This window comes from Stenotrophomonas acidaminiphila, from assembly GCA_002951995.1.
GTDB classification, from domain to species: domain Bacteria; phylum Pseudomonadota; class Gammaproteobacteria; order Xanthomonadales; family Xanthomonadaceae; genus Stenotrophomonas; species Stenotrophomonas acidaminiphila_A.
On record CP019797.1, the window covers coordinates 939,514 to 962,538 of the forward strand.

The window sequence follows — 23,025 nt, forward strand, 5'->3', positions numbered from 1 at the left end:
TGGGCCATGCGCCAGATCGTCCTTGATACCGAAACCACCGGACTGGAGTGGAAGAAGGGCAACCGCGTGGTCGAGATCGGCTGCGTCGAACTGCTCGAGCGCCGGCCCAGCGGCAACAATTTCCATCGTTACCTCAAGCCCGACTGCGAGTTCGAGGCCGGCGCCCAGGAAGTCACCGGCCTGAGCCTGGAGTTCCTGGCCGACAAGCCGCGCTTCGAGGAGGTCGTGGACGAGTTCCTGGCCTATGTCGACGGCGCCGAGCTGATCATCCACAACGCCGCCTTCGACATGGGCTTCCTCGAGAACGAGATGGCGTTGCTGGGCAGGGGGCCGCTTGCCGAGCGGGTGACGGTCACCGATACGCTGGCGATGGCGCGCGAGCGCTTCCCCGGCCAGCGCAACTCGCTCGACGCGTTGTGCAAGCGCCTGGGCGTGGACAATTCGCACCGGCACCTGCATGGCGGCCTGCTCGATGCGCAGATCCTGGCCGACGTCTACATCGCATTGACCTCGGGGCAGGAGGAGATCGGCTTCGGCCTGCCCGAGTCCGAGGTCCGCGGCGCGACGGGCATGCTGCAGGCCTTCGATGCCACGGCGCTGCTGCCGCGTCCGGTGGTGGTGGCCACGGCCTCCGAGCTCCAGGCACACCAGGCGCGCCTGGAGCGCCTGCGCAAGAAGGCCGGGCATGCCTGGTGGGACGGCGCCAGGCCGGAGGAAGCGGCCGGCGCGTAACGCGGGGCGACGACGCCCGCGCGCTGGCGGGCGCTGCTCAGTGGCAGCGGACCAGCAGCGCGGTGATGTTGTCCGAACCGCCGCCATCCAGCGCCGCGGCCACCAGCGTGTCCACGCATTCCTGGGCGCTGCAGTCGGCCTGCGCCAGGGCCTGCGCCAGGCTGCGGTCGTCCACTTCCTCGGTCAGGCCGTCACTGCACAGCAGCAGCTGCATGCCCGGGCGCAGTTCGCCGGTCATGGTGGCGACATTGAGGTGGGCCGGATCGGTCACGCCCAGTGCCTGGGTGACCACGTTGCGGTGCGGGTGGGCGCGGGCCTGCTCGACGGTCAGCGAGCCCTGCGCGATCAGTTCCTGCACGTAGCTGTGGTCCTGGCTCAGCTGGGCCAGCTTGCCGTCCCGCCACAGGTAGGCGCGGCTGTCGCCCACCCAGGCGACCTCGAAGCGGTGGCCCTGCACCCGCGCGGCGACCACGGTGGTGCCCATGGGCAGGCTGTCGTTGCGCCGCCGCGAGGCGCGGATGATTTCCTCGTCGGCGATGCGGATCGCCTGCGGCAGCGGGGTGCCGCCGCGCACCTCGCGCACGATGGCCTCGCGCGCCAGCGCGCTGGCGACTTCGCCGCAGGCATGGCCGCCCATGCCGTCGGCGACCAGCCACAACCCCAGTTCGCCGTCACCGTAATAGGTGTCCTCGTTGAGCTGGCGGCGCAGGCCGACGTGGCTGAGGTGTCCGAATTCGATCATGGGCGCCCGCGGCGGGCCGTTTCCAGCGGAGAGGCTTTTCATCATCGCGTCCGCACCGGTACACGGCAAGAGCCGCCCGCGCGCCGGCCGGGCAGCGGATACCGCGGCGGCGGGGCCCCGGCGGGCAGCCTCACCCGCACATGATGAAAAAACAGCTTGTCCGCGCTGCCAAGGCCTCGTATCATTCGCAGCCCGGTACGCCGGGAACCACCGGGAAGGTGGCAGAGTGGTTGAATGTACCTGACTCGAAATCAGGCATACGTTAATAGCGTATCGGGGGTTCGAATCCCCCCCTTCCCGCCAGATCTGGAAACGGCCCCCAACGGGGCCGTTTTCGTTTCCGGCCGCCAGCGCGGCGGCGCCGGCCGCTACACTGCTTCCCCCGCTTCCCCGGTATCCGTCATGTCCGAAATCCTGGTGCCCGTCTCCTTCGGCGAACTGCTCGACAAGATCTCGATCCTGCAGATCAAGTCCGAGCGCATGAGCGATGCGGGCAAGCTGGCGAACGTGCGCAACGAACTGGCCGCGCTGGAGCGCACCTGGAGCGCGCACCCGGCGGCGAGCCGTGATATCCAGGGCCTGCGCGCCGAACTGAAGGCGGTCAACGAGCGGCTGTGGGACATCGAGGACGATATCCGGCTCAAGGACAAGGCGCAGGCGTTCGACGCGGGGTTCGTCGACCTGGCGCGCAGCGTGTACTTCCAGAACGACGAGCGCGCGCGGATCAAGAAGGCGATCAACCTGGCCCTGGGTTCGGGGTACGTGGAAGAGAAGTCCTACGCGGACTACCGCGCGCGCTGAACCTGCGCGCCGCCGCGGGCCTCAGCCCGCGTGGTCGGCGACGTAGCGCTCGAACGCGGCGATGGCATCGTCCACGGTGACCAGGTCCATGACCCCGTCGAACTCGATCTTCGTGCCCCATTTCAACTCGGCGGCGGGCCTGCGCAGGAAGCGCCGCGCCGCATCGTCGTAGCGGTCCACGCAGTAGCGCCGGTCCGAGTACGGGCCGCTGCGCGCCGGGTTGCTGGCCGCATGCAGGCCCAGCACCTTGGTGCCGACTGCGTTGGCGATGTGCATGGGGCCCGAATCTGGCGTCACCAGCAGCCTGGCGCGGGCCAGCAGCGCCGGCAGCTGCTTGAGGGTGTCGCGGCCGACCAGATCCAGCGCCGGCGCGCGCATCGCCGCCAGGATCGCGTCGGCGGTATGCCGTTCCAGCTCGCTGCGGCCGCCGCACAGCACCACCCGCCAGCCGCGCGCGGCGGCATGGTCGCCAAGCGCCGCGTAACGGTCGGCATGCCAGTTGCGGCGCACATGGCTGGAGCAGGGCGAGATCATCAGCACCGGGCGGCCGTCGTCATCCCACTGCGCGCGCGCCCAGTCGTGTGCGTCGGCGGGCGTGGCCAGGTCCCAGCTCACCGCGGTCTGCTTCAGCCCCAGCGGCTCGCAGAAGCTGCCGATCGCATCCAGCACGTGGATGCCGGGGCGGTCGGGAATGCGTTCGTTGATGAACAGCCCGTGCAGGTCCTTGGAGCGCGCGCGGTCGTAGCCGATGCGGCGCCGGGCGGGGATGAAGGCCGACAGCACGTTGGCGCGGAAGGCGACCTGCATCTGCAGCAGCGCGGCGAAACCGGTGGCGGGCAGCTCGCGCCGCAGCGCGCGCATGCCGGCCAGCCCGGATTTCTTGTCGTAGACATGGAACGCCACGCCGGGCAGGCCCTCCAGCAACCGGTGTCCGGCCTTGTCGATCACCCAGTGCAGTTCCACCCCCGGCCGGGCCTGCTGCAGCGTCCTTACCAGCGGGACCACGTGGGTCACGTCCCGAGCGCGGACAGCCGCAGGAGGCACAGGGGGAGGACGCTGGAGGCATGGTGTTGTTAGACTCGCGGTGAATGGTCGCTTTCGACGCCACTGAAGCGCTGACGCCTTGCCGCGAAGGCCGCGGCTATGGTGCCATTCTGTTCGACCGCCAACACCTGCGGCAAGCCGAAACCAGCTTGTTTTCGCCTGCGCACTGGGGTGGGCGGGCGCGGCCGGTAGGCGAGGGCGGGCGCGGTGGGGCATGGTTCGTGGATGCCGCGTTCGGCCACTGCGTGCTGCGCCACTACCTGCGCGGCGGCGTCGCCGCGCGGCTCAGCCGCGATCGTTACCTGTGGCAGGGCGCCGACCGTACCCGCAGCTTTGCCGAATTCCGCCTGATGCGGAAGCTGATCGCGCTGAAACTGCCGGTGCCGCGGCCGCTGGCGGCGTTCTACATGCGCCAGGGCGCCAGCTACCGCGCGGCGATCCTGATGGAGCGGCTCGATGGCGTGCGCTCGCTGGCCGACCGCGCGCTGGTGGCCGGGCGTGGCGCGCCCTGGGAGGAAGCCGGGCGCCTGGTCGCGCGCTTCCATCGCGCCGGGCTGGATCACGCCGACCTCAACGCGCACAACATCCTGTTCGATGCCGGTGGTCATGGCTGGCTGATCGATTTCGACCGCGGCGTGCTGCGCATTCCCGCCACGCGCTGGCGCGAGCGCAACCTCAAGCGCCTGTTGCGCTCGCTGCTCAAGCTGCGCGGCGAGCGCAGCCGCGAGGACGTGGAAAAGGACTTCGCGCGCCTGCGCCGCGCCTACGACCTGGCCTGGAACCGGGGCGTGTGATGGAGTGGTCGCTGCGCTTCCTCGGGGTCGGCAATGCCTCGGCGGTGGAACTCGGCTCGCCGATGGCGGTGATCGAGCGCGACGCCCGGCCGTGGTTGACCATCGACTGCGGCGGCGAAGGGCTGACCGCCTACCGGGCCCGCTATGGCGCGATGCCCGATGCGCTGTTCGTCACCCACGTGCACCTGGACCACGTCGCCGGCTTCGAGCGGCTGTTCGTCGATGCGTACTTCAATCCGGGGCGACGCGGGCGGGTGCGGCTGTACGTGCCGGCGCCGCTGGTGCCGCTGTTGCACCGGCGCGTCGGCGATTACCCCAACGTGCTCGCCGAAGGCGGTGCCAATTTCTGGGATGCGTTCCAGCTGGTGGTGGTCGGCGAGGCGTTCTGGCACGACGGCATGCGCCTGGAGGTGTTCCCGGTACGCCATCACTGGCCGGAGACCGCCTGGGGCCTGCGCCTGCAGGGCGCGCTGGTCTGGACCGGCGATACCCGGCCGATCCCGGAGATGCTGGCCCGCCATGCCGATGACGGCGAACTGGTCGCCCACGACTGCGGCCTGCATGGCAACCCGTCGCATACCGGCGTGGATGACCTGGAGCGCGAGTACCCGGCGGAACTGCAGGCGCGCATGGTGCTGTACCACTACGCCAGCGCGGCCGATGGCCAGGCGCTGCGCGCGCGCGGCCACCGCGTGGCCGATCCCGGCGAATGCCTGGCACTGGCCGAACCCACCGCGCCGCGGGCGCTGCCGTTCCAGGGCTGATCGCGGCAGCGGCGCCGGTCGCATCTGGAGCAGCGGTCATCTGGCGTCGTAGGGCTGTACGCGGCGGGCGGCGCGTGCCCAAGCCGTGACCAGGCGTGGTGGGTGCATGGGCCCGGAAAAGGTGGCGGCCCCGCCGGCTGACCTCGGCGCCCGCGTCGATCGATACCGTTGCTGCCTTCCGGCCCTGGCGGGATTTTCGACCTAGCGTCGCGAGGGGCCGACGGGGCCACCATAGACGCGGGCCGCGCATCGCGCGGCCCGGGTTCACTGTTCCGGATCAAGACCGGACGCATGAATCTGGCGGAGAGAGGGGGATTCGAACCCCCGAAGCGCGGTTTAGACGCTTACACACTTTCCAGGCGTGCTCCTTCAACCACTCGGACACCTCTCCGTGACCTGCCGCTTCCCGAAGGCGCTGCAGGGGCGCAGATTCTATAGGGCCGGCGCTGCGGCCACAAGTCGAATGTGCGGCGGCGCGCGCCGGGCCATCGCGCGCGCCCGGCGGGGTGGCGCCGGTGCCGCGGCACCGCGGCCGATCCATCATGCCGGCACGGGGCGGGCCGCCGGCGACCGGCGCTGTTCCCCGGCCGTTGGCGGCCTGTGCGCGTCCCGGCGCCGGGCGCGGCCCATCCATTCAGCGGCCGCCGCCGCGTCCCTGTCCGGGGCGGGCCGGCGGAGCGGGGGCGTGGCACAATGTGGGTTCAGATGAAGACGGTTGCCTGATGTCCTATCTCGTCCTCGCCCGCAAGTGGCGCCCGAAGCGTTTCGCCGAGCTGGTGGGCCAGGAACACGTGGTCCGCGCGTTGAGCAATGCGCTGGACAGCGGCCGCGTCCACCATGCCTTCCTGTTCACCGGCACCCGCGGCGTCGGCAAGACCACCATCGCGCGCATCTTCGCCAAATCGCTGAACTGCGAGCATGGCACCAGTGCCGACCCGTGCGGCCAGTGCCCGGCCTGCCTGGACATCGACGCCGGCCGCTACATCGACCTGCTGGAGATCGACGCCGCGTCCAACACCGGCGTGGACGACGTGCGCGAGGTGATCGAGAACGCGCAGTACATGCCGTCGCGCGGCAAGTACAAGGTCTATCTGATCGACGAAGTGCACATGCTGTCCAAGGCGGCGTTCAACGCGCTGCTGAAGACGCTGGAGGAACCGCCGGAGCACGTGAAGTTCCTGCTGGCCACCACCGACCCGCAGAAGCTGCCGGTCACCGTGCTGTCGCGCTGCCTGCAGTTCAACCTCAAGCGCCTGGACGAGGAGCAGATCCGCGGGCAGATGACGCGCATCCTCGGTGCCGAGCAGATCGAGTTCGAGGATGGCGCGATCACCCAGCTGGCGCGCGGCGCCGACGGTTCGCTGCGCGATGGCCTGTCGCTGCTCGACCAGGCCATCGCCTATGCCGGCGGCGCGCTGCGCGACGACGTGGTGCGGGCGATGCTCGGTACCGTCGACCGCACCCAGGTGGCGGCGATGCTCGACGCGCTGGCGGCGGGCGACGGCGCGCGCCTGCTGCAGGTCGTGGCGACCCTGGCCGATTTCTCTCCGGACTGGAGCGGCGTGCTCGACGCGCTGGCCGAAGCCCTGCATCGCATCCAGGTACAGCAGCTGGTGCCGGGCGCGCCGGTGCCCGGTGACGGCATCGACGCGGTGGCGTTCGCCGCGCGGCTGCGCCCGGAGGTGGTGCAGCTGTGGTACCAGATGGCACTGGGCGGCCGCCGCGACCTGCACCTGGCGCCGAGCCCGCGCGCCGGTTTCGAAATGACCGTGCTGCGCATGCTGGCGTTCCGCCCGGCCGGTGCGGTGCCGGCGGTGCCGGAAGGCGAAGGTCCGGGCACCGGGGCGGTGTCGTCGTCGGCTGGCGGTTCCACGCCTGCCGTGACCGCGGCTGCCGTCGCTGCACCGGCGGCGCAGCCGGTGGCGGCTGTGCCGGTCGCCGACCCCGTTTCCGCCCACGCGGCCCCGAAGCGCGAAGACGTCGTGCCGCTGGCGGCGCGCGCGCCGCAGGCCGATGCGACGTCGCTTTCCCCGGTGCCGGCCGCCAACCCGGTGCAGGCGCGCGCGGACGACGACCTGCCGCCATGGATGGAGGAAACCGCCGCGGCGCAGGCGCACCACGAGGTGGCCGACTCCATGCCGCCGGCGCCACGCCAGGCGCCACCGTCGCCATTCCGTGCCGAGGGCATCGCCATCGCGCCGGCCGCGCGCCCTGCGGCGCCGGCAACGGCCGCGGCCGGCGAACCGCCGCGCGCGCTGGACAACGCCGAACAGTGGCTGGACCTGGTCGCCACCAGCGGCCTGTCCGGGCCCTCGCGCGAGCTCGCCGCCAACGCCGCGTTCGTCGGTTACCACAACGGCGTGCTGCGGCTGGCGCTGCTGCCGGGCTTCGAATACCTGCAGTCCGAACGTTCGCTGGGCGCGCTGGCGCAGACCCTGGCGCAGGCGCTGGGCAACGCGCCGAAGATCGTGATCGAGACCGGCAACGCGCCGGCCGAAACCCTGCACGAGCGCGCCGACCGCCAGCGCGGCGAGCGACAGAATGCGGCCGAGGCCGTTTTCATGGCCGACCCCCAGGTGCAGCACCTGCTCGCGCAGGGCGCCCGGGTCGTGCCCGATTCCATCCGTCCCCTTGAAGAGTAGGAAACCATGCGCGGCAATATCGCCCAACTGATGCAACAGGCCCAGAAGATGCAGGAGAACCTGCAGAAGGCCCAGGAAGAACTGGCCAAGCTGGAAGTCACCGGCAGTGCGGGTGGCGGCATGGTCAGCGTGACTCTGACCGGCAGCAAGGAGTGCCGCAAGGTGCGCATCGATCCGTCGGTGCTGTCCGACCAGGAAATGGTCGAGGACCTGATCGCCGCGGCGTTCAATGACGCCTCCAACAAGATCGATGCCGAGTCGCAGGCGCGCATGGGCTCGGCCACGGCCGGCATGAAGCTGCCGCCGGGGATGAAGCTGCCGTTCTGATCACGCTGTGCCGGCCGCGCCCGGCCACCCGTACTGCCCACGTCGCGAAGCCCCCGGGCTTCGCGCGTTCGTTTCGACCATGAGCCCGATGCGATGAGCCTGCCGCTGCTGGAACAACTGATCGAGGCCTTCCGGGTGCTGCCCGGCGTCGGCCAGAAGAGTGCGCAGCGCATGGCCTACCACGTGCTCGAGCGCGCGCGCGATGGCGGCCTGCGGCTGTCGCAGGTGCTGGGCGAGGCGATCGAGCGGATCGGGCACTGCGCGCAGTGCCGCGATTTCAGCGAGGCCGAGGTGTGCCCGCTGTGCGCCAGCGCCAGCCGCGAGCGGGAGACGCTGTGCGTGGTGGAGTCGCCGGCCGACCGCCTGGCCATCGAGCACGCCACCAGCTACCGCGGCCTGTACTACGTGCTGCAGGGACGGCTGTCGCCGCTGGACGGCATCGGCCCGCGCGAACTCGGCCTGGACCAGTTGGAGGCGCGGCTGGCGCAGGGCGAAGTGGTCGAACTGATCATCGCCACCAATTCCACCGTCGAGGGCGAAGCCACCGCGCATTACCTGGCGCAGCTGGCGCGCCGCCACAAGGTGCGGCCGAGCCGGCTGGCGCAGGGCCTGCCACTGGGCGGCGAGCTGGAATACGTGGACCGCGGCACGCTCTCGCACGCCTTTGGCAGCCGCAGCGAAATCGGCGAATAGGCCACGGCGGGGCGGTAAGCTGTAGGCCGTTCAACGCCAGTGAGCCGCCGCATGACCGATACGATTTTCGGCAAGATCATCCGCCGCGAAATTCCCGCCAGCATCGTCTACGAAGACGACGAGGTGCTGGGCTTCAAGGACATCGCCCCGCAGGCGCCGGTGCATGTCCTGTTCATTCCCAAGAACGAGGTCATCCCCACCCTGGACGACCTGCAGCCGGCGCAGGCGCACCTGGTCGGCAAGCTGGCGCTGGCCGCCGCCGAGTACGCGCGTCGGGAAGGTTTCGCGCAGAACGGCTACCGCATCGTCATGAACTGCCGCGAGGATGCCGGGCAGACGGTGTTCCATATCCACCTGCACCTGCTGGCCGGCGCGCCGCTGGGGCATTTCGGCGCGGCATGAGCCGGCATCCGCGGGACCCGGCGATGCAGGCCGTGCGCGGTCGCCTCCGCCGGTGCATCGGCCTGTTGCTGCTGGCGCTGCCATCGGTGGCGTCCGCGCAGGCGCTGCCGGACGCATCGGCGGCGGGCGCGGTCTTCCAGCGCATGCAACAGTTGTGCGCGGCCGATGACGGCAAGGCCTGGGGGGTGAGCCTGTGCGGGCCGGTGCTGCTGGTCGATCCGGCCAGCCGCCAGTTCGTTGCCAGCATCGACGGGGCCGATACCGCACTGGAACGCGACGGCCCGGTGTTCCGTGGCCGCCTGCCCGACAACGTCCCGGTCGCCAATACCGCCGTGGGCTGGAACGGGCGCACCTGGACCATGTTGATGCTGCCGCTGCCCGAAGACCCGGCGGCCCGCTCGATCCTGCTCATGCACGAGGCCTGGCACCGCATCCAGGCCGGAATCGGGCTGGCCGCGACCCACGCCGACCAGGAGCAGCTGGAGACCGAGCAGGGACGCACGGCGCTGCGGCTGGAGCTGCGTGCGCTGGCGGCGGCGCTGGAGGCAACCAGCGCGGAGCAGCAGCGGCAGGCCATTGCCGACGCGATGACCTTCCGCGCCTGGCGCCACGCGCGGTTCCCGCAGGCGGCTGCCGCCGAGGATGCGATGGAGCGCCACGAGGGCATCGCCGAGTACACCGGGCGCATCCTCGCGCAGGACGACGCGCTGCAGGCCCGGCTCGCCGCGCATCTGCGCCGTGGCGACGCGGTGACGGCCTATGCCCGCTCCTTCGCTTACTACACCGGCCCGGCCTACGGTGTCCTGCTGGACGGTGCCGCGCCGGGCTGGCGCAGTCGCTGGAACCGGCAGGACGGCCTGCCAGGGCTGCTCGCGGCCGCGCTGGGCATGCAGGCCGATGCCGGCGATGCCGCCTTCCGGCGTGCGGGCGCGCGCCATGGCCTGGCCGAGGTGGCGGCCGCCGAGCAGGCCCGCGCGCGGCACCAGGCCGGCGTGGTGGCTGCCCTGCGCGCGCGCCTGGTCGACGGCCCGGTGCTGGCCGTGCCGGTCAACGGTGCCAGTTTCAGTTTCGATCCGAACCGGGTGACGCCGTTGCCGCCGCAGGGTTCGGTGTATGGCGTGATCCGCGCCGCGGCCGCCTGGGGCGTGCTGGAGGTGCGCGGCGATGGGCTGTTGTCCACCGACTGGAAGCGGCTGTCGGTGGCCCACGCCGGGGTGCGGCAGACGGCGGCTGGCTGGGAAGGCGAGGGCTGGGTGCTGACGCTGGCGCCGGGCTGGGCGCTGCAGCCCGGTGCCCGCCACGGCGACTGGACGCTCCGCAGGCTGGAGTGAGCCCTGCGGCCACAACGGGAAACGCCGCCCGAAGGCGGCGTTTGCAGTGTGCTGCGGACGCCGGGCTTACCACCAGCCGCCGCGCCAACCCCAGCCCCAGCCGGGGCCCCAGGCCGGTCCCCACGGACCGTACGGGTAGGCCGGCACTACTTCGACTTCGCGCTGCACCGGCCACAGATACACCACGTCGGCGGCGATCTTCGGCAGTGGGTAGTCGTATTCGCCGATCTTGGTGGTCTGGTAGCCGTCGATGCGGCCGATGAAGGTCACGTCGCGGCCGGGCTCGAACACCGCCGGGTCGTAGAAGCCGGCGCGGCAGGCGAGGAAGCGGCCATCGCTGGCGTCGGCGGAGGTGGTGCTCGGGCGGCCATTGCCGTTGAGCGGACGGGCGATCATTTGGAAACAGGTTTCGCCCTGGCCGGGAATGGTCTCGATGATGCGGCCACCCCAGCGCACCGGCGTGCCGGTCTGCTTCTGCGCGACGCTGTCACGCGGGGACACCGTGCTGAACTGTCCCTGCAGCGGCTTGGGCGCGGTGGCACAGGCGGCCAGGGTCAGGCTGGCGGCGATGGCAATGAGGATGCGGGTCTTCATGTTCGTGCTCCGGTCGGTAATCCGGGTTGGGGGCGGTGCCTGTGCAGGTCACGCAATAATGAAGCCAGGTCCGACGAGGCGCCAGCGTAGCGCGCATCGCTGAAACGCTGGCTGAGCAGTACCAGCCCGCTGCCGGGCCGCACGGCGTCCACGCGTGCGGCCCAGGCGCCGGCGGTTTCGTGCGCCTGCCGGCCGAGGCCGAGGCGGGTGTAGCGGCGGTCCAGCCGGCGCCAGGCGCGCAGCAGCGGATCGCGCTCGCGTTCGCCGCGCGCCAGCAGCCAGGCCATGGCGGCGACGGCGACAAGCGCGAAGGCGGCGAGCAGCCCGACCAGCTGCGCCGGTTCCAGTCGCTCGATGCCGAACGGGCTGAGCAGCCGCTGCTGGCGGCGCGCGTCGAAGGACAGCACCAGGCCGTTCCAGCTGCGGCGCAGCCAATCGCCGGCCTGCGCGAGCTGCAGCCAGCGCGTTCCCATGTCCAGTCCGCCGCCGGCGGAGTCGCCGCGCGCCAGGCGGTCCTCCAGGGTGTCGCGGATACGCTCCGGGGCGACCGCCGCGGTCGGGTCGACGCGGGTCCAGCCGCGCTGTGGCAGCCACACCTCGGCCCAGGCGTGCGCGTCCATCCTGCGTACCAGCCAGTAGTCGCCGTAGCGGTTGCGGGTGCCGCCGGCGTAGCCGGTGACGACCCGCGCGGGGATGCCGGCGCCACGCATCAGCACCACGAAGGCGGAACTGAAGTGCTCGCAGAAGCCCGCTTGCCAGTCGAACAGGAACTCGTCGGCGCCGTGGCGGCCGGGCAGCGGCGTGCTCAGGGTGTAGCTGAAGTCGCGGCGGATCCACTGCATCGCGCGGCGGACGATGGCGGCGTCGTCATTGCCGGCCTCCAGGCGCCACTGCCGGGCCAGCGCCAGCGTGCGTGGATTGAAGCCGCGCGGCAGTTGCAGCGCCTGCGCGCGCAGCTCCGGCGGCAGCACCTGCTGGAAGCGCACCGGCGCCGCCGAACGCAGGTGCCAGCGGGTCAGCGTGGCCAGCGGCCGGGTGCTCACCAGGGTGTAGTCGGCGTCCAGCCAGGTTTCCTCGGGTGCGGCCAGCGGCAGGTCCAGCGCCACCAGTTCGCGCCGTTCGGTGGCTTCGTACTCGATCTGGTAGTCCCACTGCGGGGCGGCGCCGGCAACCGGTGGTGGCGGGCGCCGGCGCTGGCTTTCCAGCCGCGTCCAGGTGCGCCCGTCGAAGCGGGTGAGCACCGGGCCCCGCCAGTACCGCTGTTCGGGCGGGGGCGCGGCGCCAATGAACTGCGCGCGCAGTGCGGGGCTGTCGTCGGCCATCAGGTCCAGCCATTGCCCGGGCGCCATGGTGTCCGACAGCCCCGGGCGCGCCACCGCCCGTTCGGGATGCCCCACAGCGGTGTCGGCAGCCGCGGCAACAGCCAGAACCCGGCCAGTGCCAGCGGCAGCGCGACCGCCAGCAGCCGGCCGACGGTCCGCAACTGCAGCATGGTCGGCTGTGCCGCCGCCCCGGTCTCGGCGTCGGCCAGGTGTTGCAGCCCGAGCAGGGCGCTGGCGACCGCCGCCAGCGACAGCAGCAGGGTGGTCGGGCCCTGGTCGAGCAGGAAGGCGGCAAACGGCGCGAACAGCGCGAAGCCCAGCAGGCTGCGTGCGTCACGCAGGCTGCGCAGTTCGCTGGACTTGATCGCCAGCATCGCCGCCAGCAGCGCGCAACCGGTGTCGCGCCCCGGCGATGCGCCCATCTGCCAGTAGATCGCGAGCAGCATGGTGGCGACCAGCAACAGGCGCAGCGGCAGCGGCAGCGGGCGGCGCCAGGCCAGCAGCGCCACCAGCAGCGCGGTGCCGGCGAACACCGCGGCCAGCACGCCCGGCAACTGCAGCAGCAGCGGCAGCAGGGCCAGCGCGGTGGTCAGCAGTGCCGCGTTGCGCGCGGTCGGGTTCAAGGGGGCAAACGGGCGCGCCCGGTCATGGCACACCTGCGCGCGCGCCGGCGTGCGCGCCATGTTGTCGTGGAAAGCGGCGGTCCGTCGGCTTGTTCATGCGTCGGGCATCAGTGCCAGCGCACGCAGGCACTGGTGGCGGTGGGCGTCGCCGGTGGCCGGCCCCAGCGGGGGCTGGCCAGGCAACAGCAGGCGGTAGCGGCGGCCTTCGCGTTCGGCATCGTCCACCCAGCGCGCCAGGCGCGCGATGCGGCGTTCGTACGGCAGCGGGCCGAGCGCTTGCCAGTCCAGCAGCAGTTCGGTGCCGGCCGGGCGTTCGTACTCGCGCACCAGCAGGGTGTCGCGGCGGGCGGAATGTTTCCAGGCGATCGCACGGCGCGCATCACCCTGGCGATAAGGCCGCAACTGCTGCAATTCGTCGCCGAGCGGATGCGGGCGGGTGCGGGTGGAGGCGTCGCCGCTGTCGGGCAGCGGCGGCGCGGGGTGTTCCGGGGCGGGGTAGACCAGCACTGGTGGCGCCGGCCAGATCCAGCTCCAGGCACGGACCAGCCCCAGCGGCTGGGTAGTGGCGAGCTGGATCCGCTGCAACTGCAGCCAGCCGCGGCGCGCGGTGGGCAACCACAGGTCGACTTCCGTGCGATCGCTGCCGGCAAGATCCGCGAAGGCGAAGGCCGCGCCGCTGGATGCCCGCAGTCCGCGGCGCGGGCGGCGGTCGTCGCGGGCCAGTGCCAGCCGCAGCCGCAGCGGCTGCCCGGCCGCCACCGGCTCGGCCGAGACCGCGTCCACGCGCAGCCCGGCCAACTGCAGGTGCGCCTGCAGCGCGCTGGCCAGCGCAGTGGCCGCAAGCAGCAGTGCCAGCAGCAGCGCCGGATTGTTGTTGTAGTTCAGGGCGCCCAGCAGCATCACCGCCAGCAGCGCGGCCAGGAACAGTCCGAAGCCGGTCGGCAGCACGTAGATGCGGTGGCGGTCGAGCGTGACCGGCAGCGGCTCGGGCCGGCGCGGGCGTGCGAGCCGCTGCAGGGCCTGCAGGCGGGCGTGCAACCAGGCCCGCATCTCAGTCGACCTGCACGCCGTGCAGGATGGTGCTGGCCAGCGCGGTGCCGGAGGACGCCTCCGCCTCGGCGACCAGCCGGTGTCCGGCCACGGCGACGAACAGCGCCTGCACGTCATCGGGCAGCACATGGTCGCGGCCGGCCAGCAGCGCATGCGCCCTGGACGCGCGCAGCAGGGCGATGCCGGCGCGCGGCGACAGTCCCACACGAACCCCGGGCTGCTGCCGGCTGCGCGCCAGCAGGCGCTGCACGTAGTCGACCAGCGCATCGCTGGCATGTACCTGCTCGACCGCCAGGCGCAGGTCGCGGATGTCCTGTTCGGCAAGGCTGGGCAGCGTCTGCGCGATCATGTCGCGGCGGCTGGCGCCGGCCAGCAGGGCACGCTCGGCCCCGGCATCGGGATAGCCGAGGGTGAGCCGCAGCAGGAACCGGTCCAGCTGCGAGTCCGGCAGCGGGAACGTGCCGGACATGTCCACCGGGTTCTGCGTGGCGATCACGAAGAACGGATCGGGCAGCGCATGCGTGGTGCCGTCGATGGTCACCTGCTGCTCGGCCATCGCCTCCAGCAGCGCGCTCTGCGTGCGCGGCGGCGCGCGGTTGATCTCGTCGGCCAGCAGCACGTTGCTGAACACCGGCCCCGGATGGAACCGGAAGCCGCGGCTCTCCGCCTCGTAGATGGACACTCCCAGCACGTCGGCGGGCAGCAGGTCGGAGGTGAACTGCACGCGCTGGAACTGCAGGCCCAGGGTCGATGCCATGGCGTGGGCGAGGGTGGTCTTGCCCAGTCCGGGCAGGTCCTCGATCAGCAGGTGGCCGCCGGACAGCAGCGCGACGAACGCCAGCCTGACCTCGGCGGTCTTGCCCAGCAGCAGCGCGTTGACCTGCTGCTGCGCCTGCTGCAGGGCCTGGAAGGCGACATCGGTTAGCATTCTTGGTGACGGCAACGGAGCCATGGTCGTCTCGGATCAGGGGTCGAAGGGAGTTTAAGCGCCAATGCAGGTGGGTCAGCGTGCGCGCAATGCGTTCGTCGTACTTTGGGTGACGGTCACGGTGCTGAAGGCGATCGTGGCGGCGCGCCTGCCATTGTTCGTCGACGAGGCGTTCTACTGGCAGGAGGGGCGGCACCTGGCGGCCGCCTACTCGGACCTGCCGGGGCTGACCGCCTGGATGACCCGGCTCGGCGGCGAACTGGCCGGCCACCATGCGTTCGGCATCCGCCTGCCATTCCTGCTGATGGGGGCGCTGCTGCCGTGGATGGTGGTGCGGGTATCGACGCGCTGGTTCGGTGCGCGGGTGGGCTGGCAGGCCGGGTCGCTGACGCTGTTGATGCCGCTTTCGGCGACGCTCGGCATCCTCGCGGTGCCGGACGTGCCCATGGCGTTCGCGGCCCTGCTGTGCCTGGCGGCCGGCGCCCGCCTGCTGCGCAGCGTCGATGCCGGCGGTGCGCTGATGCTGGCCGCCGGCCTGGTGCTGGGCGCGTTGAGCCACTATCGCTTCATCGGGGTGATCGCGGTCGGCTTCATCGCGCTGCTGCTGTTGCCGGAGGGCCGGCGCACGCTGCGCGACGCGCGGGTGTGGATGGCGCTGACGGTCGGCATCGTCGCCTGGCTGCCGCTGCTGTCCTGGAACATGGACAACCAGGATGCCGGCCTGAAGTTCCAGCTGGTCGAGCGCCACCCGTGGGCCTTCCAGGCCAGTGGGCTGTGGTTCCTGGTCATCCAGCCGCTGCTGGTGACGCCGCTGCTGTGCGTCGCGCTGTGGCAGGCGTGCGTCTCCGGCCTGCGCCCGCAGCCCGCCGGCCACCAGCACCGCGTGCAATGGCGCTATTTCGCGCTGGTCGGCGGCGTTTCCACGCTCGCGATCTTCCTGCTCGGGTTCTTCACCGACGTCGAGCGCATCAGCTTCCACTGGCCGCTGCCGGGCTATTTCGCCCTGCTGGTGGTGGTGCCGCTGGTCCTGGGCCGCTGGCGCCGCGGCTGGCGCCGGCTCGCCTGGGCGCTGGTGCTGCTGGGCGCGGCCTGTGCGTTCGGCTACTACCTGACCGCGGCCTCGCCGGCACTGCGCGCGCAGCTTGCCGGCAACAAGTTCTACCCACGCAATTTCGCCGGCTGGCAGCCGCTGGCCGACGCGGTGCGCGAGGAGCTGGCGGCCATGCCGGAAGGCACCCGGGTGCTGGCCGGCAGCTTCAAGGTCGGTGCCGAGCTGGGATTCCTCCGCGATGACGCGTCCATCCACGTGTTGCCGCATCCGCTCAACGACAAGCACGGGCGTACCGCGCAGCTGGCGCTGTGGGGGCTGATCGGGGAAGAGCACCGCAGCGGCCCGCGGCTGCTGGTGCTGGCGCCCGGTGACCAGCGCTACCGCGACCTGCTGGCGCGCTACCACCAGGTGTGCGCCCTGGTGGGGCCGCTGCCGCCGCCGCGGGTCGTGTCAACCGATCATGGCTACCAGCGCTTCCTGCTGTTCCGGCTGCCCGCGACGAAGCCGTCCGGCCCCTGCGTCACCCCGGCGATGGCCTGGGTCGATGCGCCGCTGCCCGGGGCGCAGGCGCGCGACGCGCTGGAGGTGTCCGGCTGGGCCTTCAAGGATGGCGTGGGCCTGGCGGCGGTGGAGATACTGGTCGACGGCGAGGTCGCGGCGCGGGCTGATTACGGGCTGGAAAACGACGTGACCGGCTTCTGGAAGATCTCCACCGATCCCCATCATCCCCGCGTCGGCTTCCGCGCGCGCCTGGATGTCCGCGCGCTGCCGCCCGGCCGCCACTGGCTCGGCCTGCGCCTGCACGGCACCGACGGCAGCGTCGAGGACTGGTGGGAGCAGCCCTTCCAGGTCGCGCGCTGACCTGTTCTCGCGGCCGCTTCCGCTGCCACCCCCGTTTGCCTGTTCCTTGTCGCTGGTACCGATAGTCATGGATAGAACCCGCATCGCCGTCCTCGTGCCCTGTTACAACGAGGCAGCCACCGTCGCCAAAGTGGTCGGCGATTTCGCCCGCCACCTGCCCGGGGCGGACATCATCGTGCTGGACAACAACTCCCGCGACGGCACCGCCGGGGTGGCGCGGGCGGCGGGTGCGCGGGTGATCGAGGTGCCGCTGCAGGGCAAGGGCAACGTGGTGCGGCGTGGATTCGCGGACATCGATGCCGATGTCTACGTGCTCGTCGATGGCGACGACACCTACGAAGCGGCGGCCGCGCCACGGCTGGTGCGGCGGCTGCTCGACGACGGCCTGGACATGGTGGTGGGCGCGCGCCGTGACCAGGAAAAAGCGGCGTATCGCCCGGGCCATCGCATCGGCAACGTGCTGCTGACCCGCTGCGCGGGCATCCTGTTCGGCAACAGTTTCGACGACATGCTGTCCGGTTACCGGGTGTTCTCGCGGCGCTACGTGCGCTCGTTCGCGGCCCATGCGCGTGGCTTCGAGATCGAAACGGAGCTGGCCGTGCATGCGCTGCAGTTGCGGATGCCGGTGGCCGAGGTGGATACCGCCTACGGCGTGCGCCCGGAGGGCTCGGAGAGCAAGCTCAGCACCTGGCGCGACGGCTGGCGGATCCTGCGCACCATCGCCAAGCTGTTCAAGAGCGAGCGGCCGCTGTTGTTCTTCTCCATCGGCGGCATCGCCAGCATGGTGCTCTCGGTGGTACTGGCGGTGCCGCTGCTGGTGACGTACCTGGAGACCGGGCTGGTGCCGCGCTTCCCGACCGCTGTCCTGTGCGCGGCGCTGGCGCTGATGGGTTTCCTGCTGCTGGCCTGCGGGCTGATCCTGGACACGGTGACCCGTGGCCGCATCGAAGCCAAGCACATGGCCTACCTGGCTGTAGCGGCGCCGGCGCGGGCCGGCGGGGACGGGCAATGAGCGCCGTCCGCGTGTCTGGCGCGCGACGGATCCGCGCACCGCTGCGCCGCCTCGCCGCCGTGCTGGAACGCTGGTTCGCCTTCGATACGCCCGGCAACGTGGTCCGCGCCACCGCGGCGATCATGCTGGCCGGCGGCATCGTCTCGCTGCTGCTGGGGCAGGACGCCAACTGGGACCTGCGCAACTATCACCTCTACAACGGCTATGCGTTGCTGCATGGCCGGCTGCTGCAGGACCTGGCGCCCGCGCAGATGCAGAGTTACTTCAGCCCGTTGCTGGATGTGTTCCATTACCTGCTGATGGCGCGGTTGCCGGCACCGCTGGCGGGGTTCGTGCTGGGGGCGCTGCATGGCCTGGTGTTCCTGCCGGTGGCCGGTATCGCCTGGCTCGCGCTGCGCGGGCAGCCGCGACGGGCCCGGCTGGCGCCGCTGCTGGCAGTGGCGGGGCTGTGTACCAGCGCCTTCCTGTCCGAGTTCGGCGGCAGCATGGCCGACAACACCACCGCGCTGTTCGTGACCGCGGCGCTGTACATGGTGCTGCTGGCGCAACGCCGCCAGGCCGACGGCGCGCGCCGCGCCGAGCTGCTGGCCTGGACGGTGGCGGGCGCGGTGCTCGGCATCGCCGTGGCGCTCAAGCTGACCAACGCCATCTACGCCGTGGCGCTGGGGGTGGCGGCGGTGTGCGCGGGCGGCGCATGGTGGCGCCGGCTGGCCGGCGCGGGCGTGCTGACCCTGGCTGCGCTGGTGGTGGCCGCGGCACTGGCCGGCGGGTGGTACCTGCGGGTCTGGCAGGCATTCGGCAACCCGCTGTTCCCGCAGTTCAACGCGCTGTTCCAGGGGCCGCTGGCCGCGCCGATATCGGTGGCCGATGTGCGCTGGCTGCCGCGCGGCGCCTGGGAACACCTGACCTGGCCACTGCAGTTCGCGGTCGATCCGCTGCGGGTGAGCGAAATCCGGCTGCTGCAGCTGGTCTGGCCGTTGCTGTACCTGGCGACCCTGGCGCTGCTGTTGCGCCGCTTCGCGCGCGGGACCCTGGCGCCACCGGCGTTCGCACCGGCGATGCGGGGCGTGCTGGTGTTCTTCGGCATCGGCTACGCACTCTGGCAAGGCCTGTTCAGCATCCACCGCTACCTGGTCGTGCTGGAACTGCTGGCGCCGCTGGTGCTGTGGTTCCTGTGCCAGCGCCTGCTGCCGGGTGGGCGCGCGGCCAGGGTGGGCGGCTGGGCCATCGGCGTCGTGGCAGTGGCCTCGCTGCTGGGCTGGAACACGTGGGGGCACGAACGTTGGGCGCGCCAGGGCTTCAGCGTGGAGGCGCCGCCGATGCCGGCGCCGGAGCGCAGCGTGGTGCTGCTGGTGGGCGGCGATCCGCAGGCCTGGCGCGTGCCGTGGTTGCCCGGCCAGGCGCGCTATGTGGGAGTGGCGACCAATTTCCCCGAGTCTGCCGCCTACCGCGCACGACTGGCCGCCATGGTGGAGGCGCGGGAACAGCGCTTCGCGATGCTTCCTGCCGCGCAGCGCCAGGATGGGGCGCGCTGGGCACGCCTGAACCGCTGGGCGCAGGTTTTCGGCCTGACCGCGGGGCGTGGCTGCGACCGCCTGCGCTGGCTGGCCGGCAAGGCGCGGGATTGCGCGCGGAGGTGGAGGTGCCCGACCCGGGGCAGTGCCGCCTCGGGCCGCGTCGCGGCGCCAGCCAGGAACCGGTGGATGCCTCGGTACAGGCACGTAGCCAGGCACGCCAGCAACTGGCCGGCTACGGGCTGCTGCTGGATGAAGGATCGTGCGTGACCCTGGACAGCCGCATCGGCCAGGGCCGTTACCCGTACCAGTGGTGCCGGGTCGGGCTGGCGCGCTGAGACGGGTTCAGGGCAGCGCCAGGCCGGCTTCGCGCAGCAGCCTGGACAGGCCGATCAGCGGCAGGCCGACCAGTGCGGTCGGGTCCTGCGAATGGATGGCCTCGAACAGGGTGATGCCCAGCCCCTCGCACTTGAAGCTGCCGGCACAATCCAGCGGCAGCTCCGCGTCGACATAGCGTTCGATCTCGTCCGCGTGCAGGGTGCGGAAGTCGACCCGGGTCAGGTCGACCGCCTGCAGGTGGCGCTCGCCATCACTCACGCAGACCGCGGTATGGAACAGCACCTGGCGGCCGGACATCGCGGCCAGCTGCGCGCGGGCGGCTTCGCCGGTGCCCGGCTTGCCGAGCGGCGCACCGTCCAGTTCCGCGACCTGGTCCGAGCCGATGACCCACGCGCCGGGGTGCGCGGCGGCCACCGCGGCGGCTTTCGTCCGCGCGAGCCGGGTGGCCAGTTGCCGCGGCGGTTCGGCCGCCAGCGGGGTCTCGTCCACCGCCGGCGCCACGCAGCTGAACGGGAGCCGCAGCCGCGACAGCAGGTCGGCCCGGTAGCGGGAAGTGGAGGCGAGGATCAGGGCAGGCATGCGACAATACCGGGGTGAAAGCGGCGCCGAGTCTGCGGCGCGGCCGCCGTGGTGGCAATGCCGGCACGATGGATTTGACAGCCGGCAGGCCTGTCCTTAACATTCTGCTGCTTATGTCCGCGAACGTGCCCGAATTGCTGGATGCTTGGCGGATGGTCGCAGCGCGCAGGCGCTTCGAAGGCCGGGTGTCGTTGTCCGCACTGGCACGCCTGCAGGGGCTGGTCGCCGATGCCGAGGGAGAGTGCAGTTATGCGCTGGAATTCGGCCGCGACGAGATCCTGCGGGTCGCCTATGTCGAGCTGACCATCGATGCCGCGCTGCCGCTGGTGTGCCAGCGCAGCATGCAGCGTTTCCTGTTGCCGGTGCACCTGGTGCAGCGTCTGGGCCTGGTACGCGACGAGGACGAGGAACAGGCGCTTCCGCCGGATTACGAAGCGCTGCTGGTGCCGGAAGACGGCAACCTGCGGCCGCTGGACCTGGTGGAAGACGAGCTGGTGATGGCGGTGCCGGTGGTGCCGGTGGCGCCGGGAAGCGAAGCGGTCGAGCGCGACTTCTCCGCGACCACCGAGGAACTGGGCAAGGCCAATCCGTTCGCGGCGTTGGCGGCGCTGAAGAAACAATAGCAGCCGGTTGTCGTCGGCGGCTGCGGCGAAAGCAAAACCAGTGCCGGATGCTCGCATCACGCGCACTGCAACGACGAAACGAACGAACCGAGTTTGGAGCAATCCCATGGCTGTGCAGAAATCCCGTGTTACCCCGTCCCGCCGCGGCCAGCGCCGTTCGCACGACTCGCTGAGCGCCAAGCAGCTGTCCACCGACCCGACCACCGGCGAAGTGCACCTGCGTCACCACATCACCGCTGACGGTTTCTATCGCGGCAAGAAGGTGATCACGACCAAGACCTCGGTCGTCGAAGAAGATTGATCCGCGTCGGGCCGCCACCGCGAGGTGGCGGCCCCCGCACCGATTTCTTCCGGGCCCGCCGCACGGCGGACCCGCGCAACAGGAACCAGCATGAGCAAGCGGATCTACTCGAGGATCGCGGGCACCGGTAGTTATTTGCCCGAGAAGGTGTTGACCAATGATGATCTGGCCAAGATCGTCGACACCAGTGACGAGTGGATCCAGTCGCGAACTGGTATCCGCGAGCGGCACGTCGCCGCCGACGGACAGACCACGGGCGACCTCGGCTACAACGCCGCGCTGCGCGCGCTGGAAGCGGCCGGCATCGAGCCGTCGCAGCTGGACATGATCGTCGTGGGCACCACCACGCCGGACCTGATCTTCCCGTCCACCGCCTGCCTGATCCAGGCGCGCCTCGGCGCGGCCGGCGCGGCGGCGTTCGACGTCAACGCGGCATGTTCGGGCTTCCTGTTCGCCCTGAGCGTGGCCGACAAATTCATCCGCAGTGGCGATGCCCGGCATGTGCTGGTGATCGGCGCGGAAACCCTGACCCGCATCGTCGACTGGAACGACCGCACCACCTGCGTGCTGTTCGGCGATGGTGCCGGTGCCGTCGTGCTCAAGGCCGACGAGGAAACCGGCATCCTCAGCACCCACCTGCATGCCGATGGCAGCAAGAAGGAACTGCTGTGGCACCCGGCCGGCGTGTCGACCGGCCTGGACAAGCCCGGCAAGCTGACGATGAAGGGCAACGACGTGTTCAAGTACGCCGTCAAGGCGCTGGACTCGGTGGTCGACGAAACCCTGCAGGCCAACGGCCTGGACAAGTCCGACCTGGACTGGCTGATCCCGCACCAGGCCAACCTGCGCATCATCGAAGCCACGGCCAAGCGCCTGGAGATGTCGATGGACCAGGTGGTGGTGACCGTGGACAAGCATGGCAATACCTCGGCCGGCTCGGTGCCGCTGGCGCTGGACCACGCGATCCGCTCCGGCAAGGTCGCGCGCGGCCAGCTGCTGCTGCTGGAAGCCTTCGGCGGCGGCTTCACCTGGGGTTCGGCGCTGCTGCGCTATTGATATGCCGGATTGGCCGGGAGCATGAGGCTCCCGGTGCGGCCCCACGGGCCGCCGTTTCCGGGAGGTACCGTCATGGCTGAACCCATTCTCATCGAAGGGCAGCGCGCATGGCTCAAGCATTATGGTGAAGGCAGCCGGGCAGTGGCCCTGGGGCTGCTGAATTTCGTTGCCCGTCGTTTCCAGCTCGATGCGCTGCGGCCGCCGCCGCACCGTGGCGGCGCGCAGGCGCGCGCCGTCGAGGCCCGGCGCCTGGTCGAGCTCAAGGCGCAGGGCGTCAATGTCCCCGAGGTCATCGGCCACGGTCGCGCCGCGCTGGTGCTGGAGCATACCGGGGCCTCGTTCAACGCCTGCCTGCGCGAAGCCGACGCCGCCGCGCGCGACCGCCTGGTGGCGGCCGCCGTCGCCGCCATCGCCGAGGCCCACCGCGGCGGCGCCTATTTCGGCCAGCCGCTGCCGCGCAACATGACCTGGGACGGCAACCGCGTGGGCTTTATCGATTTCGAGGAAGATCCGCTGGAGGTCATGGACCTGGAGCAGGCGCAGGCGCGCGACTGGCTGATGTTCGGCTACGGTGTGGCCCGGTACTACGAGGACCGCCCGCAGGCGCTCAAGGCGCTGCTGGCCGGTGCCATGGAAACGGCGGAGCGGCCGGTGGTCGCCCATGCCCACGACGTTACCGGCCGGCTGCGGCGGCTGGCCCGCGTGCTGCGGCGCGCGGGCAGGTCGGGACGGGCGCTGGCGCACGCCATCCTGGTCGTGCATGCGGCCACCACCTTTGGCTGCGTTGCACTGGCGGCGCTGTCGCTGGACTGGCTTGCCGACGGCGAACTGGACCTGCTGGCGCTGTTGACCTGAGCCGGCCGCCAGCGGGCTGCATACGCGCCAGTACAGACGGGCGGG

At 71.2% G+C, this 23,025-nt stretch carries 20 protein-coding genes, 2 tRNA genes, 1 other RNA gene and 3 pseudogenes; 17 read left to right on the forward strand and 9 right to left on the reverse strand.

Annotation, left to right across the window (positions count from 1 at the left end; translation table 11 throughout):
- Positions 1 to 6: 6 nt before the first annotated feature.
- Positions 7 to 732 (forward strand): DNA polymerase III subunit epsilon, encoded by a 726-nt coding sequence (locus B1L07_04160; protein AUZ54435.1) that lies wholly within the window; start codon positions 7 to 9, stop codon positions 730 to 732.
- A 37-nt stretch (positions 733 to 769) separates the two neighbouring features.
- Here B1L07_04160 and B1L07_04165 read toward each other — a convergent pair whose 3' ends face one another.
- Positions 770 to 1,474: a protein phosphatase gene (locus tag B1L07_04165; protein AUZ54436.1), complete on the reverse strand. Its 705-nt coding sequence runs from the start codon at positions 1,472 to 1,474 to the stop codon at positions 770 to 772.
- 212 nt (positions 1,475 to 1,686) lie between these two features.
- Between B1L07_04165 and B1L07_04170 the strand changes: the two genes are divergently transcribed.
- Together B1L07_04170 and B1L07_04175 are read left to right on the forward strand one after the other, a co-directional pair.
- Positions 1,687 to 1,777, forward strand: a tRNA-Ser gene (locus B1L07_04170).
- 99 nt (positions 1,778 to 1,876) lie between these two features.
- Complete coding sequence (locus B1L07_04175) at positions 1,877 to 2,275, forward strand: hypothetical protein (protein AUZ54437.1); 399 nt, start codon at positions 1,877 to 1,879, stop codon at positions 2,273 to 2,275.
- A gap of 21 nt (positions 2,276 to 2,296) precedes the next feature.
- On the opposite strand, the pseudogene B1L07_04180 reads toward B1L07_04175, so the two are convergent.
- Positions 2,297 to 3,321 (reverse strand): annotated as a pseudogene (locus B1L07_04180) (ADP-heptose--LPS heptosyltransferase).
- 42 nt (positions 3,322 to 3,363) lie between these two features.
- Here B1L07_04180 and B1L07_04185 point away from each other — a divergent pair.
- Together B1L07_04185 and B1L07_04190 are read left to right on the forward strand one after the other, a co-directional pair.
- Positions 3,364 to 4,113, forward strand: a complete 750-nt coding sequence (locus B1L07_04185) for a 3-deoxy-D-manno-octulosonic acid kinase (GenBank protein AUZ54438.1) — start codon at positions 3,364 to 3,366, stop codon at positions 4,111 to 4,113.
- Complete coding sequence (locus B1L07_04190; GenBank protein ID AUZ54439.1) at positions 4,113 to 4,877, forward strand: MBL fold metallo-hydrolase; 765 nt, start codon at positions 4,113 to 4,115, stop codon at positions 4,875 to 4,877. The genes B1L07_04185 and B1L07_04190 overlap by 1 nt, the downstream gene beginning before the upstream one ends.
- A 127-nt stretch (positions 4,878 to 5,004) precedes the next feature.
- Here B1L07_04190 and ffs read toward each other — a convergent pair.
- Both ffs and B1L07_04200 read right to left on the reverse strand, forming a co-directional pair.
- Positions 5,005 to 5,101, reverse strand: an RNA gene (ffs, locus tag B1L07_04195) — signal recognition particle sRNA small type.
- Positions 5,102 to 5,175: 74 nt separating this feature from the next.
- Positions 5,176 to 5,268 (reverse strand) — tRNA-Ser (locus B1L07_04200).
- A gap of 331 nt (positions 5,269 to 5,599) precedes the next feature.
- On the opposite strand from B1L07_04200, the gene B1L07_04205 reads away from it, so the two are divergent.
- From B1L07_04205 to B1L07_04225, 5 genes are all read left to right on the forward strand, one after another.
- Positions 5,600 to 7,519, forward strand: a complete 1,920-nt coding sequence (locus B1L07_04205) for a DNA polymerase III subunit gamma/tau (GenBank protein ID AUZ54440.1) — start codon at positions 5,600 to 5,602, stop codon at positions 7,517 to 7,519.
- 6 nt (positions 7,520 to 7,525) lie between these two features.
- Positions 7,526 to 7,846, forward strand: a complete 321-nt coding sequence (locus B1L07_04210) for a YbaB/EbfC family nucleoid-associated protein (protein AUZ54441.1) — start codon at positions 7,526 to 7,528, stop codon at positions 7,844 to 7,846.
- Positions 7,847 to 7,939: 93 nt separating this feature from the next.
- The gene (locus B1L07_04215; protein ID AUZ54442.1) at positions 7,940 to 8,539 is read left to right on the forward strand and encodes a recombination protein RecR; all 600 of its coding nucleotides are present in this window, start codon (positions 7,940 to 7,942) and stop codon (positions 8,537 to 8,539) included.
- Between the two features lie 51 nt (positions 8,540 to 8,590).
- Positions 8,591 to 8,941 carry a histidine triad nucleotide-binding protein gene (locus B1L07_04220; GenBank protein AUZ54443.1) on the forward strand — a complete coding sequence of 117 codons (351 nt, stop codon included), beginning with the start codon at positions 8,591 to 8,593 and terminating at the stop codon, positions 8,939 to 8,941.
- Positions 8,942 to 8,964: 23 nt separating this feature from the next.
- Positions 8,965 to 10,272, forward strand: a complete 1,308-nt coding sequence (locus B1L07_04225) for a hypothetical protein (protein ID AUZ54444.1) — start codon at positions 8,965 to 8,967, stop codon at positions 10,270 to 10,272.
- Positions 10,273 to 10,338: 66 nt separating this feature from the next.
- Here the strand turns inward: B1L07_04225 and B1L07_04230 are convergent, their stop codons facing one another.
- From B1L07_04230 to B1L07_04245, 4 genes and pseudogenes are all read right to left on the reverse strand, one after another.
- Positions 10,339 to 10,866, reverse strand: coding sequence for a hypothetical protein (locus B1L07_04230; protein ID AUZ54445.1), 528 nt, complete (start codon positions 10,864 to 10,866; stop codon positions 10,339 to 10,341).
- Positions 10,863 to 12,871: pseudogene (locus B1L07_04235) on the reverse strand (hypothetical protein). The gene B1L07_04230 and the pseudogene B1L07_04235 overlap by 4 nt, the downstream one beginning before the upstream one ends.
- A gap of 33 nt (positions 12,872 to 12,904) precedes the next feature.
- On the reverse strand, positions 12,905 to 13,861 hold the full coding sequence (locus B1L07_04240) for a hypothetical protein (GenBank protein AUZ54446.1): 957 nt from the start codon (positions 13,859 to 13,861) through the stop codon (positions 12,905 to 12,907).
- A gap of 1 nt (position 13,862) precedes the next feature.
- Positions 13,863 to 14,813, reverse strand: coding sequence for an ATPase (locus B1L07_04245; GenBank protein ID AUZ54447.1), 951 nt, complete (start codon positions 14,811 to 14,813; stop codon positions 13,863 to 13,865).
- Between the two features lie 40 nt (positions 14,814 to 14,853).
- Here B1L07_04245 and B1L07_04250 point away from each other — a divergent pair, with 40 nt between their 5' ends.
- The 3 genes and pseudogenes from B1L07_04250 (at position 14,854) to B1L07_04260 (ending at position 19,565) form a co-directional block, all read left to right on the forward strand.
- Positions 14,854 to 16,701, forward strand: coding sequence for a hypothetical protein (locus B1L07_04250; GenBank protein ID AUZ54448.1), 1,848 nt, complete (start codon positions 14,854 to 14,856; stop codon positions 16,699 to 16,701).
- Positions 16,702 to 16,768: 67 nt separating this feature from the next.
- Complete coding sequence (locus B1L07_04255) at positions 16,769 to 17,713, forward strand: glycosyl transferase (protein AUZ54449.1); 945 nt, start codon at positions 16,769 to 16,771, stop codon at positions 17,711 to 17,713.
- A 251-nt stretch (positions 17,714 to 17,964) separates the two neighbouring features.
- A pseudogene (locus B1L07_04260) lies at positions 17,965 to 19,565 on the forward strand (hypothetical protein).
- Between the two features lie 7 nt (positions 19,566 to 19,572).
- Here the strand turns inward: B1L07_04260 and B1L07_04265 are convergent.
- On the reverse strand, positions 19,573 to 20,145 hold the full coding sequence (locus B1L07_04265) for a septum formation inhibitor Maf (GenBank protein AUZ54450.1): 573 nt from the start codon (positions 20,143 to 20,145) through the stop codon (positions 19,573 to 19,575).
- A 113-nt stretch (positions 20,146 to 20,258) separates the two neighbouring features.
- On the opposite strand from B1L07_04265, the gene B1L07_04270 reads away from it, so the two are divergent.
- The 4 genes from B1L07_04270 (at position 20,259) to B1L07_04285 (ending at position 22,980) form a co-directional block, all read left to right on the forward strand.
- Complete coding sequence (locus B1L07_04270; protein AUZ54451.1) at positions 20,259 to 20,768, forward strand: hypothetical protein; 510 nt, start codon at positions 20,259 to 20,261, stop codon at positions 20,766 to 20,768.
- 106 nt (positions 20,769 to 20,874) lie between these two features.
- Positions 20,875 to 21,069 carry a 50S ribosomal protein L32 gene (locus B1L07_04275; GenBank protein ID AUZ54452.1) on the forward strand — a complete coding sequence of 65 codons (195 nt, stop codon included), beginning with the start codon at positions 20,875 to 20,877 and terminating at the stop codon, positions 21,067 to 21,069.
- A 90-nt stretch (positions 21,070 to 21,159) separates the two neighbouring features.
- Positions 21,160 to 22,125, forward strand: coding sequence for a 3-oxoacyl-ACP synthase (locus tag B1L07_04280; GenBank protein ID AUZ54453.1), 966 nt, complete (start codon positions 21,160 to 21,162; stop codon positions 22,123 to 22,125).
- A gap of 72 nt (positions 22,126 to 22,197) precedes the next feature.
- Complete coding sequence (locus B1L07_04285; protein ID AUZ54454.1) at positions 22,198 to 22,980, forward strand: serine/threonine protein phosphatase; 783 nt, start codon at positions 22,198 to 22,200, stop codon at positions 22,978 to 22,980.
- The last annotated feature ends 45 nt before the right edge of the window (positions 22,981 to 23,025 follow it).

Coding starts and splice junctions, on each gene's coding strand:
- B1L07_04160 (AUZ54435.1), top strand. CDS start 7: ATGCGCCAGATCGTCCTTGATACCGAAACCACCGGACTGGAGTGGAAG.
- B1L07_04165 (AUZ54436.1), bottom strand. CDS start 1,474: ATGATCGAATTCGGACACCTCAGCCACGTCGGCCTGCGCCGCCAGCTC.
- B1L07_04175 (AUZ54437.1), top strand. CDS start 1,877: ATGTCCGAAATCCTGGTGCCCGTCTCCTTCGGCGAACTGCTCGACAAG.
- B1L07_04185 (AUZ54438.1), top strand. CDS start 3,364: ATGGTCGCTTTCGACGCCACTGAAGCGCTGACGCCTTGCCGCGAAGGC.
- B1L07_04190 (AUZ54439.1), top strand. CDS start 4,113: ATGGAGTGGTCGCTGCGCTTCCTCGGGGTCGGCAATGCCTCGGCGGTG.
- B1L07_04205 (AUZ54440.1), top strand. CDS start 5,600: ATGTCCTATCTCGTCCTCGCCCGCAAGTGGCGCCCGAAGCGTTTCGCC.
- B1L07_04210 (AUZ54441.1), top strand. CDS start 7,526: ATGCGCGGCAATATCGCCCAACTGATGCAACAGGCCCAGAAGATGCAG.
- B1L07_04215 (AUZ54442.1), top strand. CDS start 7,940: ATGAGCCTGCCGCTGCTGGAACAACTGATCGAGGCCTTCCGGGTGCTG.
- B1L07_04220 (AUZ54443.1), top strand. CDS start 8,591: ATGACCGATACGATTTTCGGCAAGATCATCCGCCGCGAAATTCCCGCC.
- B1L07_04225 (AUZ54444.1), top strand. CDS start 8,965: ATGCAGGCCGTGCGCGGTCGCCTCCGCCGGTGCATCGGCCTGTTGCTG.
- B1L07_04230 (AUZ54445.1), bottom strand. CDS start 10,866: ATGAAGACCCGCATCCTCATTGCCATCGCCGCCAGCCTGACCCTGGCC.
- B1L07_04240 (AUZ54446.1), bottom strand. CDS start 13,861: ATGCGGGCCTGGTTGCACGCCCGCCTGCAGGCCCTGCAGCGGCTCGCA.
- B1L07_04245 (AUZ54447.1), bottom strand. CDS start 14,813: ATGGCTCCGTTGCCGTCACCAAGAATGCTAACCGATGTCGCCTTCCAG.
- B1L07_04250 (AUZ54448.1), top strand. CDS start 14,854: ATGCAGGTGGGTCAGCGTGCGCGCAATGCGTTCGTCGTACTTTGGGTG.
- B1L07_04255 (AUZ54449.1), top strand. CDS start 16,769: ATGGATAGAACCCGCATCGCCGTCCTCGTGCCCTGTTACAACGAGGCA.
- B1L07_04265 (AUZ54450.1), bottom strand. CDS start 20,145: ATGCCTGCCCTGATCCTCGCCTCCACTTCCCGCTACCGGGCCGACCTG.
- B1L07_04270 (AUZ54451.1), top strand. CDS start 20,259: ATGTCCGCGAACGTGCCCGAATTGCTGGATGCTTGGCGGATGGTCGCA.
- B1L07_04275 (AUZ54452.1), top strand. CDS start 20,875: ATGGCTGTGCAGAAATCCCGTGTTACCCCGTCCCGCCGCGGCCAGCGC.
- B1L07_04280 (AUZ54453.1), top strand. CDS start 21,160: ATGAGCAAGCGGATCTACTCGAGGATCGCGGGCACCGGTAGTTATTTG.
- B1L07_04285 (AUZ54454.1), top strand. CDS start 22,198: ATGGCTGAACCCATTCTCATCGAAGGGCAGCGCGCATGGCTCAAGCAT.